The sequence below is a fragment of the Herbaspirillum sp. alder98 genome (genome assembly GCF_020179755.1).
Taxonomy (GTDB): Bacteria; Pseudomonadota; Gammaproteobacteria; order Burkholderiales; family Burkholderiaceae_D; genus Herbaspirillum.
This window is the reverse complement of record NZ_JAIUCY010000002.1, coordinates 645,357-661,310: the sequence shown is the minus strand read 5'-3', so window position 1 is coordinate 661,310 and position 15,954 is coordinate 645,357. Positions and strand designations below refer to the sequence as shown.

General features: G+C 64.1%; 14 protein-coding genes. 5 read left to right on the top strand and 9 right to left on the bottom strand.

Features of this window, described 5'->3' with window-relative positions:
- Positions 1-5: 5 nt before the first annotated feature.
- From LBW87_RS07640 to LBW87_RS07620, 5 genes are all read right to left on the bottom strand, one after another.
- A complete protein-coding gene (locus tag LBW87_RS07640) occupies positions 6-1,100 on the bottom strand; it encodes an alpha/beta hydrolase family esterase (RefSeq protein ID WP_225200840.1) in 1,095 nt (364 codons plus the stop codon).
- A complete protein-coding gene (locus LBW87_RS07635; RefSeq protein WP_225200839.1) occupies positions 1,100-1,789 on the bottom strand; it encodes a glutathione S-transferase N-terminal domain-containing protein in 690 nt (229 codons plus the stop codon). Before LBW87_RS07635 ends, LBW87_RS07640 begins: the two co-directional genes overlap by 1 nt.
- 11 nt (positions 1,790-1,800) lie before the next feature.
- The gene (locus tag LBW87_RS07630; RefSeq protein WP_225200838.1) at positions 1,801-4,911 is read right to left on the bottom strand and encodes an EAL domain-containing protein; all 3,111 of its coding nucleotides are present in this window, start codon (positions 4,909-4,911) and stop codon (positions 1,801-1,803) included.
- Positions 4,908-5,681 carry a substrate-binding periplasmic protein gene (locus tag LBW87_RS07625; protein WP_225200891.1) on the bottom strand — a complete coding sequence of 258 codons (774 nt, stop codon included), beginning with the start codon at positions 5,679-5,681 and terminating at the stop codon, positions 4,908-4,910. Before LBW87_RS07625 ends, LBW87_RS07630 begins: the two co-directional genes overlap by 4 nt.
- 507 nt (positions 5,682-6,188) lie before the next feature.
- A complete protein-coding gene (locus LBW87_RS07620; protein ID WP_225200837.1) occupies positions 6,189-6,980 on the bottom strand; it encodes an SDR family NAD(P)-dependent oxidoreductase in 792 nt (263 codons plus the stop codon).
- Positions 6,981-7,114: 134 nt separating this feature from the next.
- Between LBW87_RS07620 and LBW87_RS07615 the strand changes: the two genes are divergently transcribed.
- On the top strand, positions 7,115-8,053 hold the full coding sequence (locus LBW87_RS07615; RefSeq protein WP_225200836.1) for a LysR substrate-binding domain-containing protein: 939 nt from the start codon (positions 7,115-7,117) through the stop codon (positions 8,051-8,053).
- A 10-nt stretch (positions 8,054-8,063) separates the two neighbouring features.
- Here LBW87_RS07615 and LBW87_RS07610 read toward each other — a convergent pair whose 3' ends face one another.
- Entirely contained in the window at positions 8,064-8,954 is an 891-nt protein-coding gene (locus LBW87_RS07610; protein ID WP_225200835.1) for a PhzF family phenazine biosynthesis protein, read from the bottom strand.
- A 63-nt stretch (positions 8,955-9,017) separates the two neighbouring features.
- On the bottom strand, positions 9,018-9,938 hold the full coding sequence (locus LBW87_RS07605) for a GGDEF domain-containing protein (protein ID WP_225200890.1): 921 nt from the start codon (positions 9,936-9,938) through the stop codon (positions 9,018-9,020).
- A 728-nt stretch (positions 9,939-10,666) separates the two neighbouring features.
- Between LBW87_RS07605 and LBW87_RS07600 the strand changes: the two genes are divergently transcribed.
- From LBW87_RS07600 to LBW87_RS07590, 3 genes are read left to right on the top strand one after another with little or no spacing between them, the layout of a single operon-like run.
- A complete protein-coding gene (locus tag LBW87_RS07600) occupies positions 10,667-11,827 on the top strand; it encodes an acyl-CoA dehydrogenase family protein (protein WP_225200834.1) in 1,161 nt (386 codons plus the stop codon).
- Between the two features lie 19 nt (positions 11,828-11,846).
- Positions 11,847-12,629 carry an enoyl-CoA hydratase gene (locus tag LBW87_RS07595; protein ID WP_225200833.1) on the top strand — a complete coding sequence of 261 codons (783 nt, stop codon included), beginning with the start codon at positions 11,847-11,849 and terminating at the stop codon, positions 12,627-12,629.
- Between the two features lie 47 nt (positions 12,630-12,676).
- A complete protein-coding gene (locus LBW87_RS07590; RefSeq protein ID WP_225200832.1) occupies positions 12,677-13,162 on the top strand; it encodes a GNAT family N-acetyltransferase in 486 nt (161 codons plus the stop codon).
- A gap of 10 nt (positions 13,163-13,172) precedes the next feature.
- Here the strand turns inward: LBW87_RS07590 and LBW87_RS07585 are convergent, their stop codons facing one another.
- Positions 13,173-14,141: a succinylglutamate desuccinylase/aspartoacylase family protein gene (locus LBW87_RS07585; RefSeq protein WP_225200831.1), complete on the bottom strand. Its 969-nt coding sequence runs from the start codon at positions 14,139-14,141 to the stop codon at positions 13,173-13,175.
- Between the two features lie 86 nt (positions 14,142-14,227).
- Positions 14,228-15,451, bottom strand: coding sequence for a zinc metallochaperone GTPase ZigA (gene zigA / locus LBW87_RS07580; RefSeq protein WP_225200830.1), 1,224 nt, complete (start codon positions 15,449-15,451; stop codon positions 14,228-14,230).
- A gap of 170 nt (positions 15,452-15,621) precedes the next feature.
- On the opposite strand from zigA, the gene LBW87_RS07575 reads away from it, so the two are divergent.
- Positions 15,622-15,846 (top strand): hypothetical protein, encoded by a 225-nt coding sequence (locus LBW87_RS07575; RefSeq protein WP_225200829.1) that lies wholly within the window; start codon positions 15,622-15,624, stop codon positions 15,844-15,846.
- The last annotated feature ends 108 nt before the right edge of the window (positions 15,847-15,954 follow it).

Below are 15,954 nucleotides of genomic sequence, written 5' to 3'. Positions count from 1 at the left end.
TGGATTCAACGGGGGGCAGGGAGCGCGCCAGGCTGGGCCGGCGGCGGATTGCTGGGGAGTGGCGTGGCGCCCGGCGGCAGGCCGCTGGTATCGCCCTCAGCGGCGGCCGATGCGGCCGGAGCCGCACCGCCGTGGGCATCGAAGAACTCGACGATGGTGCGCGAAGCGTTCAGGTTGCGCGAGGCGCGTCCGGCGTTGACCATCGGCGTCGTGGTGCCCGGCCAGTTATGGCCGCCGCCCTTGATCTCGACCAGCACCACTGACTGCGGGTCGGTCTTGCTGTGATAGGTGTACTGCCGTACCGAGGTGCCATCGCCCACGTTGTCGGCAATCTCGCTCAGCTCGGGCCGTGGGTCGGCGCCATTGGCCTTGACCCAGGCCTCGACGGTACGCGCTACCGACAGGCGCGGCGTCTGCGTTGCTTCGCGCGGGCCGACCCCGCCCAGGAAGGGAATGAACGGGTCTTCGCTGCCGTGGATATGGATCACCGGCATGCCCTTGACGATCGATTCCGGCGCCGTATCGAGCACCGCGCTGACCACCGCCACCGCCTTGAACAACTCGGGTGCTTCGGCCGCCAACCGGTAAGCCATCATGCCGCCATTGGACAGGCCGGCCACGAACACCCGCGAGCGGTCGACCTGGCCATCGGCCACCAGCTTGTCGATCAGCGCCCGGATGAAGGCCACGTCGTCCACCTTGTGCAACTGGGCATAACCGCAGCAACCGCCCGAATTCCAGGTGCGCGCATCGATGGCCGGGCCGGTGCCGTTGGGAAATACCACCATGTAGCCGGCAGCTTCGCCGATCTCGGCCAGGCCGGTGGAGCGCGCCAGCATCGAACCGTTGGAGCCGCCGCCATGCAGCGCGATGATCAGCGGCAGCGGCACGGCGTGGCCGGCCCGCTCGGAGAAGTAGGCGCGCGACAACGGGCCCACGCGCATGGTCTTGAGCGACAGGTCGGCGGCGGGCGCCGATGCCATGCCGCTCAGCAGCGCCGCCCCCAGCATGATGTGGGTGAATGTTCTTGCGGCAGCGGAACGAAGACGCTGGCTCCCGGCCGGCGCCGGGACGACAGGAAAACGGGCCGACACCGACATCAGCCCCGGGCCGGAATATTCAGGCCACGCGCCACCGCCGGGCGGGCCACGAAGGCCTCCAGCGCACGGGCGACATGGGGGAAGTCCTTGAAGCCGACCAGGTCGCCGGCTTCGTAAAAGCCGACCAGGTTACGGATCCACGGGAAGGTGGCGATGTCGGCGATGCTGTATTCGTCGCCGGCCAGCCACTGGTGCTGCGACAGTTGCTTGTCGATCACCCCCAGCAGGCGCTTGGATTCGTTGACGTAACGGTCGCGTGGACGCTTGTCTTCGTAGTCCTTGCCGGCGAAGCGGTGGAAGAAACCCAGCTGGCCGAACATCGGGCCCACGCCGCCCATCTGGAACATCACCCACTGGATCACCTGGTAGCGGGCAGCGGCGTCCTGCGGCAGGAACTTGCCGCTCTTCTCGGCCAGGTAGAGCAGGATCGCGCCGGACTCGAACAGCGGCAGCGGCTGGCCGCCAGGGCCGTCGGGGTCGACGATGGCGGGGATCTTGTTGTTCGGGTTGAGCGACAGGAATTCAGGCGACATCTGGTCGTTGGTCTCGAAGCTGACCAGGTGCGCTTCGTAAGGCAGGCCGATTTCTTCCAGCATGATCGACACCTTCACGCCATTGGGCGTGGGCAGCGAATACAGCTGGAGGAGCTCAGGGTGCTTGGCGGGCCATTTGTTGGCGATATCGGTCATGTGCTTGGGTCCTATGCGGGCGTGAATCGGGGATCGAATTCCTGCGCGAATTTTTCGAAAGCCCCTACCTCGACCGGGCGGCAGAAGAAATAACCCTGGTAAGCGTGGCACCCGGCATCGGCCAGGAAGCTGCGCTGGGCATCGGTTTCCACCCCCTCGGCAATGACGCCCAGGCCCAGGCTCTGGGCCAGCGTCACGATGGTCTTGGCAATCGAGGCGTCGTTGGGGTCGATCAGCACATCGCGCACGAACGACTGGTCGATTTTAAGCTGATTCAGCGGCAGCCGCTTGAGGTAGGACAGCGACGAATAACCGATGCCGAAATCGTCCAGCGAGAACTCTACGCCATAGGCCTTGAGCGCGAACATCTTCTGGATGATGTCTTCGACATTGTCCACCAGCAGGCTCTCGGTCAATTCCAGCTTGAGACGGCGCGGATTGGCGCCGGTCCGCTCGATGGCGTTCAGCACCGTCTGCACGAAATCGACCTGGCGGAACTGGTGCGCGCTGACGTTGACCGCAATCACCAGATGCTCGGTATGCAGCTGGCGCGCCCACAGCGCCAGCTGGGTGCAGGCGGTTTCCAGCACCCAGTTGCCCAGCGACAGGATCAGGCCGGTTTCTTCGGCCAGCGGGATGAAGTCGCCCGGCGGCACCATGCCGCGCTGCGGATGCTGCCAGCGCACCAGCACTTCGGCGCCGATCACGCGACCGCCCTCGACCACCTGCGCCTGGTAGTGCAGCAGCAACTGGCCGCCTTCGATGGCCTTGCGCAGGCCGGCTTCCAGGGCGGCGCGTTCCAGCACCACGGTCTGCATCGCCGGATCGAAGAAGCGCAGCGCGTTGCGGCCGGTTTCCTTGGCCTTGTACATGGCCAGGTCGGCCTGTTTCATCAGTTCGTCCACGGATGCCTGGCGGGCCTGGAAGATGGTGGCGCCGACGCTGGCGGTGGTGCGGTACTCGACTTCCTCGAGCTGGTAGGTCTCGCCCAGCGAGGCCAGGATCTTCTCGCCCACGGCCTTGGTCTGGTTGGCCGCTTCCTGCGGATGCTCGTTCAGGTTTTCCAGCACCACCACGAATTCGTCGCCGCCGACCCGCGCCACCGTGTCGTTATCGCGCACGGCAGCGGCCAGCCGTTGTGCGACCTGCTTGAGCAGCAAGTCGCCCTTTTCGTGGCCGACGGTGTCGTTGAGGGTCTTGAAATGGTCCAGGTCGATGAACAGCAGCGCACCGCAGGTCTTGCTGCGGGCCGACAGCGCAATGGCCTGCTTGAGACGGTCCAGCAGCAGGGTGCGGTTGGGCAGGCGGGTGAGGGCGTCGAAGAAGGCTAGTTCTCGGATGCGTTCCTCGGCCAGCTTGCGATCGCTGATGTCATGGTGGGTGCTGACGAAGTGGGTAACGACGCCGTCCTTGTTCTTGACCGCCGAGATGGTCAGCCATTCCGGATAGACCTCGCCGTTCTTGCGGCGGTCCCAGATCTCGCCTTGCCACTTGCCGAACCGGCGCACGCTTTCGCGCATCTCCTGGAAGAAGGCCGGTCCGTGACGGTCCGAGCGCAACATCTTGGGATGCTTGCCGATGATTTCTTCGGCGGTATAGCCGGTGATTTCGGTGAAGGCCTTGTTGACCCGCAGGATGCGGCTGTTCGCATCGGTAATCAACATGCCCTCGCGCGAATCGAAGGCCACCGCAGAAATACGCAGTTCGGACTCGACGTGCTTGCGCTCGGTGATGTCGCGGCTGCTGGTGCGAAATCCCGTCAGCGTGCCCTGGGCGTCGGTGATGGGCGCCGACGACAACGCCAGCCAGAACAGTGAACCATCCTTGCGCACGCAGCGGAACTCGACATCTTCGCGCTTCTGGCCATCCATGCAGCGCGCCAGCTCGGCGCGGATGCGCTTGACGTCGTCGCCATGCACGATGGTGCCGATGAAGTCCGGCATGGCCAGGCATTCCTCGACGCTGAAACCGGTGTAGTCGCGCACGGCATGGTTGATCCAGCGCGGGCGGCCGTCCAGGCCCCACCAGACTTCCCAGTTGACGGTGCAGTCGGCGATGGCGCGGAACTGTTCTTCGCTGGCGCGCAATTCGCTGGTCATCTTCTGGGCCAGTCGCACCGCGCGCACCCGGCTCGACATCATCAGCCACACCAGCAGCGCCAGGGTCAGGCTCATGCCCACGCCGGTGGCGGCGATCAGGTGTTCGGCGTTGCGCCCGAACTGGCCGCCAAAACTGTCGAGCGAACGCATGGCCAGCGTCCAGTGGTGATTCGATACTACCAGGTATTCGGTCGAGCTGATACGGGCCGGCGTCGTTTGCAGTTGCTCGACATGGGACTGGTACATCAGTGCCGCCGGCGTCGGCTCGACCCCGTCGTACAACGAAAAGGTGATGCCCCGGGTGTTTTCGCCATACAGGCTGGCGATCACGTCATTCATGCGAAACACCGCATGCACCCAACCGATCAGGCTGGCCCGGCGTTCGGCAATGGTGCCCTGCGGCTTGCCGCGCTCATACACCGGCAGGAACATCAGGAACGCGGGTTCGGTCTGGCGACCGTTGTCGAGATCCAGCGTGATCTTGCCCGAGATCGCCGCCATGCCCGAGTCGCGCGCCTTTTCCATGGCGCGGCGGCGGATCGGGTCCGACCAGTGGTCGAAGCCGAAGGCGATCCGGTTGCGCCCGATGTACGGTTCCAGCAAGACCATCGGCGCATAGCCGTCGCGCAGGCCGGACGGCCGTATCTCGTAGTTGGCCATGCCTTGCGCGCGCAGGCGGGCGATGTGGGCATCGAGCGCCGACGGCGGCACCCATTCTTCGACGCAGATGGCCTGGATGCCCGAGAAGTTGGCGTCCAGGTTGAGCGCGTTGACGTAGTCGTGGAAGTTCTGGCGGTCGATGCGGCCGGTGGCGGCGATCAGGCCCTGCACGCCGTGCAGCATCTGTTCGTAGGAGGCCATGCGCTGCTCGATGCGGCTGACCGTCTCGCGCAGGGCAAAGGCAAACTGGGCATGCACTTCCTTGTCGGAGGCATCACGTTCGTGGTCCCAGGCGATCCAGGTCACGCCCAGGCCGCTGGCGAGGATCAGCAGCGGCAGCAGGATCAGGCGCATCCAACTCACGGTTTGCCCTCGACCATGGACGCTGCCAGTTCCGGATTGAAGTATTTCTCGAAGATGCGCAGCACGGTGCCGTCGGCCAGCATGCCATCGACCAGTGCGCGCCATTTGTCCTGTTCGCCGGGCGCCAGGGCTTTCTTGGACATGATCAGTCCGTGCGGCACTGATGGATCGTTGAAGCCGATGATGGAGGTGATTTCACGGATCCGCTTCTCTTGCACCACCGGATAGTCGAAGGGTTCCATGATCATGCCCTGGATGCGGTTGAGCATCAGGGCTTCGTACAGCGGATCGAGGCCGCCGGCCAGGCTGACGCGATTGGACGCGGTCAGGCGGTCGACCATGCGGTTGGCGTTGTCGCTGTAGCGGAAGCTGCGGATCACGCCCAGCTGGAACTGCTCGTTGCGGGCCACATCTTCCATGCGGACCACGCCGGCATCCTTGCGCACCAGCAGGTAGTACTTGTTGCTGAAGTACCAGGCGAAGGAAGCGTACTGCTCGCGCTCGCGGTTGCTGATGCCCGAGAGGCTGAAGTCGAGCGCGCCGGATTCGATCAATTGCCAGATGCGCGCGCGCGACATCAGGCTGACATTGACCTTGCAGCCGCTGCGGCGAATCAGTTCGTCGGCGAAATCGCGGTCGATGCCGGTATCGGTGGCCGCCGAATACAGCAGGCCGTGGTCGTGCAGTGCCAGGGTGAACGAGCGCGAGCAGTCGGGCCCGGCGCCAGCGGCGAGTGCGGCGGGGCCAATGCATGCGCCGCAGACTGCCATGAGCAGCGCGGCCGCACCCATGCGCCAGCGCGCCGGTCGATCGCCAAACAAATGAGTTCTGATACTGCCCCCTCGGTGTACTTCACGACGCCGACCTCGTTGCCGGCATGAGTGGTCTCATGTAAAACGGCACGGCGCTTGTCTCCACGCCCGATGTCGGTCCTGCGCCGATCAAGTCCGCCGCCCGCGAGCAATTCGCCCCCGGGCGCCGTGGCGTCTTGGGACGATATTGGTCAGACCATTGGATTGCGCCGTTGGGGCAAACCGTGATTGCTGTTTGGCGAAACTTTATTAGAAAAAATACTAGATCAGCGCCGAGCGATGTTACCCGAGCACAATACAATCCGCAACACGTGTAGAGGGGCTTTGCAAGCGTCAGGCAACAGTGGTGTCGAGCCGGGTGGGAGGGCCGTTTTGCCGGCCCTTGGGTGGAGCGCGAATGCGCCGTCGGCGGGACGGCGCAAAACGCGAGTCAAACTGGTCGGCGGCAGGGCGCCGCCGCCGTCATCAAACGAACATGCCGCCCGAGATTTCGATCCGCTGGGCGTTGATCCAGCCGTTCTCGGTCTTCACCAGCGACGCGATGGCCGCGCCGATGTCGTCCGGCTTGCCGGCCCGTCCCAGGGCGGTCTGGCTGGCCACGAAAGCGTTCAGTTCGGCGTTGTCGCGCACCCGGCCACCGCCGAAGTCGGTTTCGATGGCGCCCGGCGCCACGGTATTGACGGCAATGCCGCGCGCGCCGAATTCCTTGGCCATGTAGCGGCTCAACACTTCGATCCCGCCCTTCATGGCCGCGTAGGCGGCGTAGCCCGGCAACGAGAAGCGCGCCAGTCCACTGGAGATGTTGATGATGCGGCCGCCATCGGCGATCAGCGGCAACAATGCCTGGGTCAGGAAGAACGTGCCTTTCAGGTGCACATTGGACAGTTGATCGAAGACTTCTTCTGTCGTCTCGGCGATGCTGGCATGCATGCCCATGCCGCCGTTGTTGATCAGGTAGTCGAAGCGCTCGACCTGCCAGGTGTCGCGCAGGCGGTTGCGCACCGTATCGGCGAAGGCGGCGAAGCTGCGGCTGTCGCCAAGGTCGAGCTGCAGTGCCACGGCACGTCCGCCGGCGGCTTCGATCTCGGCGACGGTGTGCTGGGCGGCAGTCTGGTTGCTCACGTAGGTCAGGATCACGCCGACGCCGTCGCGCGCCAGGTGCAATGCGGCGTTCTTGCCCAGGCCGCGGCTGCCGCCAGTGACCAGGGCGACGCGGGACGATGTTGCCGAAGAGGAAGATGAGAGGGCTTGGTTCATGAAAGGCTCCAGGGTTGAGAGAGGGGAAGCAGAATTGCCTGACCACGAACCGAAGTATATTAATCAAGAAAATATTAATAAATTAGAAGTTTTATATTAGACTTTTCAGCTGAAATGAATAATCAAGGTTGACCGTGAACCAGCTCGATACCCTCCAGATTTTCCAGCGTGTGGCCGAACTGGCCAGTTTCAGCGGCGCCGCGCGCCAGCTCGGGCTGCCCAACGCCACCGTATCGCTGGCGATCCAGCAGCTTGAGCAGATGCTGGGCACGCGGCTGCTCCAGCGCACCACGCGACGGGTGCAGATGACGCCCGACGGCGATTCGCTGTACCGCCGCAGCAAGGAGTTGCTGGATGACTTCGAATCGTTGCGGGGGATGTTTCGTGGCGGCGATCAGTCGCTGACCGGCCGCCTGCGGGTCGACATGTCCAGCGCAATGGCGCGCGAGGTGGTGTTGCCGGCGCTGCCCGGGTTTCTTGAACGGCACCCGCAGCTCGAGATCGAATTGTCGGCCAGCGACCGCCGGGTCGATCTGGTGAGCGAAGGCTTCGATTGCGTCCTGCGCACCGGCTCGCTCGACGATTCGTCGCTGGTGGCGCGCCGTATCGGGCACCTGGTGCAGGTCAACTGCGCCAGCCCCGGTTATCTGGCGCGCTACGGCGTGCCCCATTCGCTGGCAGACCTGGCGCATCACCGCTTGGTGCACTACCGGCAAATGTTGGGGGGGCGTTCTCCGGGGTGGGAATGGCATGACGGCCAGCAGACCCATTTCGTGCCGATGGCCGGCAACATCACCGTCAACAGCACCGAGACCTATGACGCCGCCTGCCAGGCCGGCCTGGGTCTGATCCAGCTGCCGCTGGTGGGCGCCGGCAAACGCGATCTGCTGGCGCAGGGCGCGCTGGTGCAGGTGATGCAGGCGTATCGCCCGGCGCCGATGGCGGTGTCACTGCTGTACGCCAGCCGGCGTCACGTGCCGGCGCGGCTGGCGTTATTCATGGACTGGTTGCACGCGCTGATCCTGCCGTTGACGGCAGAAGGGGCGCAGGCGCAGTCCGGCGCATCGGCCTGAATGTCGGCAATCAAGCCAGCAGGCTGCGTCCCGGGGCATCGATGGTGACGCTGCCACGGCCCAGTTCGATGACCCGTCCGCCGACTTCGATGGCGCCCTCGGCGCTTACCGACAGATGCAGCAGCGAGGGTCGATCGACAGCCGCTCCCTGATCGACCGTATAGCGCGCCGGCAGCGCATGGCCGGTGGCCAGCAGCCAGCCTCCGAGATTGGCGCAGGCCGAGCCGGTGCCGGGGTCTTCGGCCACGCCGCCGCCTTGCTTGGTGAAGAAATAGCGGGCCAGCACATTGCCCGGTTGCTGCGCGTCGAAAGCAAATACATAAGCGGTCTTGCGGCCCAGGCTGCTTTGCGGCCACAGGTCCAGCGTGGCGCTGTCGGGCCGGGCGCGGCGCACCGCCTCGGGCGACACCAGCGGCACCAGGAACTGGTCGGCGCCGGTGTCGACCCACATCGGGTCTGCCGCCAGGTCGGCGGCGGTCAGGCCCAGCAACGCCGCGACCTGGGCCGGTGGCAGGGGCGAAGCCGCGGTTTTGGGGCCGCCGGCGGCGGGCGCCACGAAGCGCCACACATCGCCTTCGGCCTCGACCGGCACCACGCCGGCCTTGAATTCGAGCGTCAGCGCGTCGCCGGTGTCGTGCAAGGCGCGCACCACATGGGCCGAGCCCAGGGTGGGATGGCCGGCAAACGGCATTTCATAGCCGGTGGTGAAGATGCGCACGCGCGCCTGCGCCACGGTCGAGGGCAGGATGAAGGTGGTTTCGGACAGGTTGAATTGCAGCGCCAGCGCCTGCATGGTGGCGTCATCCATTCCGCGCGCGTCTTCGAAGACGCACAGAGGATTGCCGCCGAAGGTCGATTCGGCGAAGACATTGAGCAGGCGGTAGTGGTAGGTGGCGGACATCGGGTCTCCTGGCAAGTAAGCCGACGATTGTATCGATCGCCGACGCCGGGAGACAGGTACAGTTTATTCGTCGACGGCGATACAGTTACGGCCGAGTTGCTTGGCCTTGTAAAGGCGCTGGTCGACCTGTTCCATGAAGGCGATGCGATGGTCCTGGGGGGAGGGGAACATGGTCGACACCCCGACGCTGATGGTCACCACCTCGGCCACTTGCGACTTGGCATGCGGGATGCCTTCATCCTGCACCAGCTTGCGGCAGCGTTGCGCCACCTGCAGCGCCGCCTTGGCGTCGGCCTCGGGCAGGATCAGCACGAATTCTTCGCCGCCGTAGCGGGCAAAGAAGTCGCGCGTGCGGGTGGCCGATTTTTCGAGCACCGATGCCACCTGCTTGAGGCATTCGTCGCCCCGGATATGGCCGTAGTGGTCGTTGAATTGCTTGAAGTAGTCGATGTCGAGCATGATCAGCGACAGCGGCGTGCGATTGTTGACCGCATTGGCCCACTCGACCTCCAGCGCCGAATCGAACATGCGGCGGTTGGCCACGTTGGTCAAGCCGTCGCGATACGACAGGGCTTCCAGTTCCTTCTGCAGTTCGATCAGGCGCGCCTCGGTCTTCTTGCGTTCGGTGATGTCGAACATGAAGCCGATCAGGGCGTTGGGGCTGCCATCGTCATTGCGCACCACATGGACCACGTCGCGAATCCAGATATGTTCGCCATCGCGGGTCAGGGCGCGGTAATCGGCTTCGTGGTCGACGCCGGCCTTGGATTGCGAGATGCAGAAGTTGACCACCGCCTCGCGGTCGTCGGCATGAATCCGCATGGCCCAGTCCTCGGCGGTGACCCAGCTCTCGGGCGTCCAGCCCAGCAGGGCCTCGATCTGCGGTCCGATGTAGGCAAACTTCATGCTGGCCCAGTCGATCTTCCAGGGAATCGCCTTGGTCGATTCCAGCAGCGTCTTGTAGACCGCGCTGTCAGGTTCCATCTGGCTGGTGATTGGTTGGTTCATGTTCGTCCTTGGGCCCGGGCTTGGCGTTCTGTTGGATGTCGGAAGCGCCCCCGCGTCCCGGCCGGTGGGAGCATACCTGATTTTCGACCCGATTTCGATGGGCTATAGGTTTTGCTTATGGCTGTATCCCCAATCGGTATTTCCTGATGCATGGCGACCCCGGATAGACTTCAGTCACAGCAGTTCTTGAGACGGAGATTGTTGTGAAGGCCGCTACCACGGCCGAGGTGTCTGCCCGTGATGCGTCGTACCCGGCGCGGTAATGGCAGCCGCCATCTGAAGCAAAATTTTGGAGCAGGCAGTGAAATCCGTACGGCAGCTGGGTTTGCTGGAGCTGGAACGCCAACCGTAGACGGCGTTGCCGGTTTCCTCGCAGGCTGCGACCTTGAGTGAGCGCTCACTTATCGGTCTCGATTCCTGTATCGGGACCTCTGCGACAGGCGGCTTGCATACCGCTGTTGCTTCTCCTGTTATTCCATGATCGGGACATTCCCGCATCCAACCCATATCCGCTCGATCGGAAATGGCCTGTCGTGCCGGCGCACGCCGGACTTCAGCGTCTTTTTCCGCGCAGGCGCAGAGCAATGTCGCCCCCGCGACAACCGCACGCCGCGATTTCCGTTAATCTAAGTCTCATGCGACGGCGGCAGGCAGCGCTCGACGCAACAATAACAATGACAATGGATATCCGACAGGAGACAAGTATGGATTTCGAGCTTAACCAAGACCAGTTGGCTTTCCAGCAGAGCGCACGCGATTTTGCCGCCGGCGAGATGGCGCCGCATGCGGCCAAGTGGGATGAAGAGTCGCATTTTCCGGTGGATGTGATCGCCCGTGCCGGCGAACTCGGCTTCTGCGGCCTGTACACGCCGGAAGCCGCCGGCGGCCTGGGCCTGTCGCGGCTGGACGCCACCATCGTCTTCGAGGAACTGGCGCGCGCCTGTCCGTCCACCGCCGCCTATTTCACCATCCACAATATGGTCAGCTGGATGATTGCCTCGTGGGGCACGGCGGCGCTCAAGAGCCACTGGTGCGAAGACCTGGCCAGTGGTCGCCGCATCGGTTCGTATTGCCTCACCGAACCCGGCTCGGGTTCGGATGCGGCCTCGCTCAAGACCAGCGCCAGACTGGTGGACGGCCATTATGTGATCAACGGTTCCAAGGCCTTCATCTCCGGCGCCGGCTCGACCGATGTGCTGGTGGTGATGGCGCGCACCGGCAGCGAGGGCGCGCGCGGGGTGTCGGCCATCGTGGTGCCGGGCAATGCGCCGGGCGTCAATTACGGCAAGAAGGAAAGCAAGATGGGCTGGAACAGCCAGCCCACCCGCACCATCAATTTCGACAACGTCAGGGTGCCGGCCGATCATCTGCTGGGTAACGAGGGCGAGGGTTTTGTCTTCGCCATGAAGGGGCTCGACGGCGGGCGCATCAACATCGCCACCTGCTCGGTCGGGGCGGCCCAGGCCGCGCTCGATGCCGCGCATGGCTATATGAAGGAGCGGCGCCAGTTCGGCCGTCCCATTGCCGACTTCCAGGCGCTGCAATTCAAGCTGGCCGACATGCAGACCGAACTGGTGGCGGCGCGCCAGATCGTGCGTCTGGCCGCGGCCAAGCTGGATGCCGCTTCGCCCGACGCCACCACGTATTGCGCGATGGCCAAGCGGCTCGCCACCGATCTCGGTTTCAGGGTCTGCAACGAGGCGCTGCAACTGCATGGCGGCTACGGCTATATTCGCGAATACCCGCTGGAGCGTTACTTCCGCGACGTGCGGGTGCACCAGATCCTGGAAGGCACCAACGAGATCATGCGCGTGATCGTGTCGCGCCAGCTGCTGGGAAGTGACAACCTCGACCATATCCGCTGACCTTGCCCCGAAGGACACCATGAGCACCTATACCAACCTGAAGCTGGAAAAAATCAATCACACCGCCGTGCTGACGCTGGCCAATCCGCCCGCCAACACCTGGACCCGCGACGCGCTGGTCGATCTCACCCGCCTGGTGAGCGAGCTCAATGCCGACCGCGATATCTATACCTTGGTGGTCACCGGAGAAGGCGAGAAATTCTTTTCGGCCGGCGCCGACCTGAAGCTGTTCGCCGACGGTGACCAGGCGCGTGCCCGTGACATGGCGCGCCGCTTCGGGGAAGCCTTCGAGGCCCTGTCCGGGTTTCGCGGGGTATCGATTGCTGCCATCAACGGCTATGCCATGGGCGGCGGGCTGGAGTGCGCGCTGGCCTGCGATCTGCGGATCGCCGAAGAGCAGGCGCAGATGGCCTTGCCCGAAGCGGCCGTGGGTTTGCTGCCGTGCGCCGGCGGCACCCAGAACCTGCCCTGGCTGGTGGGCGAAGGCTGGGCCAAGCGCATGATCCTGTGCGGCGAGCGGGTCAATGCCGAGACCGCACGGCGCATCGGCCTGGTGGAAGAAGTGGTGCCGCGCGGGCAGGCCAGAACGCGTGCGCTGGAATTGGCGTTGCAGGCCGAAAAGCAGAGTCCGTCATCGGTGGCGGCCAGCAAGAAACTGATCCAGGGCGCGCGCCACAATCCGCTGGGTACGCTCTTGCAGACCGAGCGCGAACTGTTTGTCGACCTGTTCGAGACCGAGGACCAGAAGGAAGGCGTCAATGCCTTTCTCGACAAGCGCGCGGCGGTCTGGAAGAACCGCTAGGCCGGATTTGGGTATCATGCGTCTTTCCCTTCAACGCACCTGATTCCATGCTCGATATTCGCCCGTTTTCACCCGACTACGCCGCTGGCGTGGTCGACGTCATCCTGCCGATCCAGCAACAGGAGTTCGAGATCCCGATCACGCTGGAGGGCCAGCCCGATCTGCAGGACATCGGCAACTTCTATCAAAAGGGAAAAGGCAACTTCTGGGTTGCGCTGGACGGCGAGCGGGTGGTGGGCACGGTGTCGCTGCTGGACATCGGCCATGACCAGGTGGCGCTGCGCAAGATGTTTGTCGCGGCCAGCCATCGGGGCAGTGAATTCGGCACCGCGCGGCGCCTGCTCGATGGCGCCATCGCCTGGGCCCGCGAGCAGGGCGTCAAGCAGATCTATCTCGGCACCACGGCCAAGTTCCTGGCGGCGCATCGTTTCTACGAAAAGAACGGTTTTGCGCTGATCGAGAAAAGCGCGCTGCCGGCGGCTTTTCCGGTGATGGTGGTGGATACGCGGTTTTACCGGCTGGCGCTGGATTAATGCTGCCCGCCTATAACTGCCGCTTGCTTTCGACGCCGAAATAGAACCACTCGTTGCCCACCAGCGCCCCGGGGTTCGGAAAAACGATATAACCGTCCTGCGGCGCCGTCACCGGCGCGCCGCCTTGACGGTGGCCGATCAATTCGCCGCTTGCCACCCGATCAAAGCTGGCCCATTCGCGCACGAACACATCGCCGGCATGTTCCATGTCGATCACGTCGACCAGCCTGATGATTTCGATCCCGGGCTCGGACGGCGCCAGCGGCGCATCGATCATCCCCAGCAGGGCAAGCGTCTGGCGTATCGCGCGGTAGGCCACTTCAGGGGCTTGCGGGTCCCGGTGCTGGCCGCATTCGAGCGTGATGCCATAGAGTCCCTGGGTACGGGCAAATTCGGTGGTGCCGACGCCGTAGCTGTTGTCCAGCAGATCGGGCGCGGTGACCCGGCCTTCGCGCTGGCGGCGGGCCACTCCCCGGGCATAGGTTTCCATCCAGCCTTCGACGATGCGGCTGGTGCCAAGGTGCAGCGCCATGCGTTGTTCGGCGTGGGCATGGGCGAAGGCTTCGATGGGACCGTCGTTGTCAGGCGGGCCCAGCATGGCGAACGGCACGCCGGCCGTGTGGAAGGAGTGCAGGTCGAGCAGGACCTCGTGCTCGCTGATCCACGGGCACAGGATATTGGCGACGCGGTCTTCATAGTTGGCCGGCGCGGCATAAATGCGCAGGTTGCGATTGAGGTTGCGTTCGCCTTGCCGCTTACCCAGCTGATAGGCCAGCGGATTGGTGACCGGCACCAGCGTGAGCAGGCCGCGTTGCAGTTCGACTTCGCCGCGTTGCAGTTCACCCAGCAGCCTTTCGATGGCCCGTGTGCCGCAGGTTTCGTCGCCATGCACCGCCCCCAGCACCAACAGGCGCGGCCCCGGTTCAGGGGCGGCAAACTGGTGGCGTTGCAGGGGCGGGGCGGGATGGCGGACTGTCATGTGGGCGAGGTCGCGGCGACCTGATAAAAAAGCGAAGCCGCCACGATAAACCGGTTGGCGATTCTGCGCCAGCCCGGGCGTCGATTTCACCAAAGCGGAAACGGATCGGCCATCAGCACCCAGCCGGCCGGCCCCTGCGCCATCTCGGCGTCGTCCAGCAGGCAGGCCTGCAACGCTGCGCGCAGCGCCGGCTGGTCCATCTCGATGCCGATCAGCACCAGCTCCTGGCGCGCATCGCCGACATTCTCGTCCCATTGCTGCAGGATGAATTCGACCGTTTCAGGGTCCTCCGGCCACTGCTCGCGCGGCACTGCGGCCCACCATTTGCCGGCCAGGCCATGGCGGCAGACGGCGCCGGCCTGCGACCACGAACCGGCTTGCGCCGGGCGGCTGGCCAGCCAGAAAAAGCCCTTGGAACGCACCACCCCCGGCCACTCGGTGTTGATCAGGTCGAAAAATCGCTGCGGGTGAAACGGCCGACGCGCCAGAAAGGCGAAACTGGCAATGCCGTACTGCGCCGACTCCGGCACGTGTTCTCCCCGCAGTTCCTGCAGCCAGCCTGGCGCTTGCTGGGCCTGCTCGAAATCGAACAGGCCGGTATCGAGCACATCGTCCAGCGCCACCTGGCCGAATTCGGACGCCACCACCCGGGCGCGCGGGTTCAGCCGGTGCAGGATGGCGCGCAGGCGCTCGGCATCGGCCGGCGCGATCAGGTCGAGCTTGTTGAGCACCAGCACGTCGCAGAATTCGATCTGTTCGATCAGCAGGTCGACCACCGTGCGCTGGTCTTCGTCGCCCAGCGCGGCACCGCGCTGTTCGAGGCTGTCCTGCGAGCTGTAGTCCTTGAGAAAGTTGAAGGCGTCGACCACGGTGACCATGGTGTCCAGGCGCGCCACTTCCGACAGGCTGGCGCCGGCTTCATCGGCGAAGGTAAAGGTCTCGGCCACCGGCAGCGGTTCGGAAATGCCGGTGGACTCGATCACCAACTGGTCGAAGCGGCCCTCGGCGGCCAGCTTGCGCACCTCCAGCAGCAAGTCTTCGCGCAGCGTGCAGCAGATGCAGCCATTACTCATCTCGACCAGTTTCTCCTCGGTGCGCGACAGCTCGGCGCCGCCATTGCGCACCAGCGCAGCATCGATATTGACCTCCGACATGTCGTTGACGATCACCGCCACGCGGCGGCCTTCGCGGTTATTGAGGATGTGGTTGAGCAGGGTGGTCTTGCCGGCGCCGAGAAAACCGGACAACACGGTAACCGGCAGGCGTTGATCGGAAGCGGGGTGAGGGGAGGCATTGAGCTGGGATGACATGGCTGTTGGCGTGGTTGGCGGTTGATCATGAAAAGGAATGCAATTGCAACTTGGTTGCATAATATAACAATATGCAACACAGTTGCATATGCATGCCAAAAACTTGCCCGGCAGGATCGAAAGGGCGCGTTCGTGCTAGCATTGCGCCTCGCAATAAGGAGGCTTTTTTCATGTCCCAAATCTTCCCGTACAAGGGAAACGCAGTCATTCCACAGGTACGAAGCCTGGATAACGGAAAGTTCATGGCTTGCTTCGTCATCCACGCCGGCCGCGATGCCGACGGCGAGCTGCGCTACCAGCGCAAGTCGCCCACCAATGAATTCGAGTCAGAAGACGATGCGATCGCCTACATTCTCGATTTCGCGGGCGACTGGATCGACCAGAACCCGCTGTAAGCCGATCCGCACCGCAGTGTGCGATTGGACCGAGGGCCGCGATCAGCGGCCCTTATTGTTTTGCGGCCGGCGTGCGACAAATTGCCACATTCGCAGCCCCCGGGGCGC

Excerpts from the sequence above, each read along its gene's own strand:
- LBW87_RS07640 (WP_225200840.1), bottom strand. The coding sequence starts at position 1,100 with ATGTCGGTGTCGGCCCGTTTTCCTGTCGTCCCGGCGCCGGCCGGGAGC.
- LBW87_RS07635 (WP_225200839.1), bottom strand. The coding sequence starts at position 1,789 with ATGACCGATATCGCCAACAAATGGCCCGCCAAGCACCCTGAGCTCCTC.
- LBW87_RS07625 (WP_225200891.1), bottom strand. The coding sequence starts at position 5,681 with ATGGCAGTCTGCGGCGCATGCATTGGCCCCGCCGCACTCGCCGCTGGC.
- LBW87_RS07620 (WP_225200837.1), bottom strand. The coding sequence starts at position 6,980 with ATGAACCAAGCCCTCTCATCTTCCTCTTCGGCAACATCGTCCCGCGTC.
- LBW87_RS07610 (WP_225200835.1), bottom strand. The coding sequence starts at position 8,954 with ATGTCCGCCACCTACCACTACCGCCTGCTCAATGTCTTCGCCGAATCG.
- LBW87_RS07605 (WP_225200890.1), bottom strand. The coding sequence starts at position 9,938 with ATGGAACCTGACAGCGCGGTCTACAAGACGCTGCTGGAATCGACCAAG.
- LBW87_RS07600 (WP_225200834.1), top strand. The coding sequence starts at position 10,667 with ATGGATTTCGAGCTTAACCAAGACCAGTTGGCTTTCCAGCAGAGCGCA.
- LBW87_RS07595 (WP_225200833.1), top strand. The coding sequence starts at position 11,847 with ATGAGCACCTATACCAACCTGAAGCTGGAAAAAATCAATCACACCGCC.
- LBW87_RS07590 (WP_225200832.1), top strand. The coding sequence starts at position 12,677 with ATGCTCGATATTCGCCCGTTTTCACCCGACTACGCCGCTGGCGTGGTC.
- LBW87_RS07585 (WP_225200831.1), bottom strand. The coding sequence starts at position 14,141 with ATGACAGTCCGCCATCCCGCCCCGCCCCTGCAACGCCACCAGTTTGCC.
- zigA (WP_225200830.1), bottom strand. The coding sequence starts at position 15,451 with ATGTCATCCCAGCTCAATGCCTCCCCTCACCCCGCTTCCGATCAACGC.
- LBW87_RS07575 (WP_225200829.1), top strand. The coding sequence starts at position 15,622 with ATGTCCCAAATCTTCCCGTACAAGGGAAACGCAGTCATTCCACAGGTA.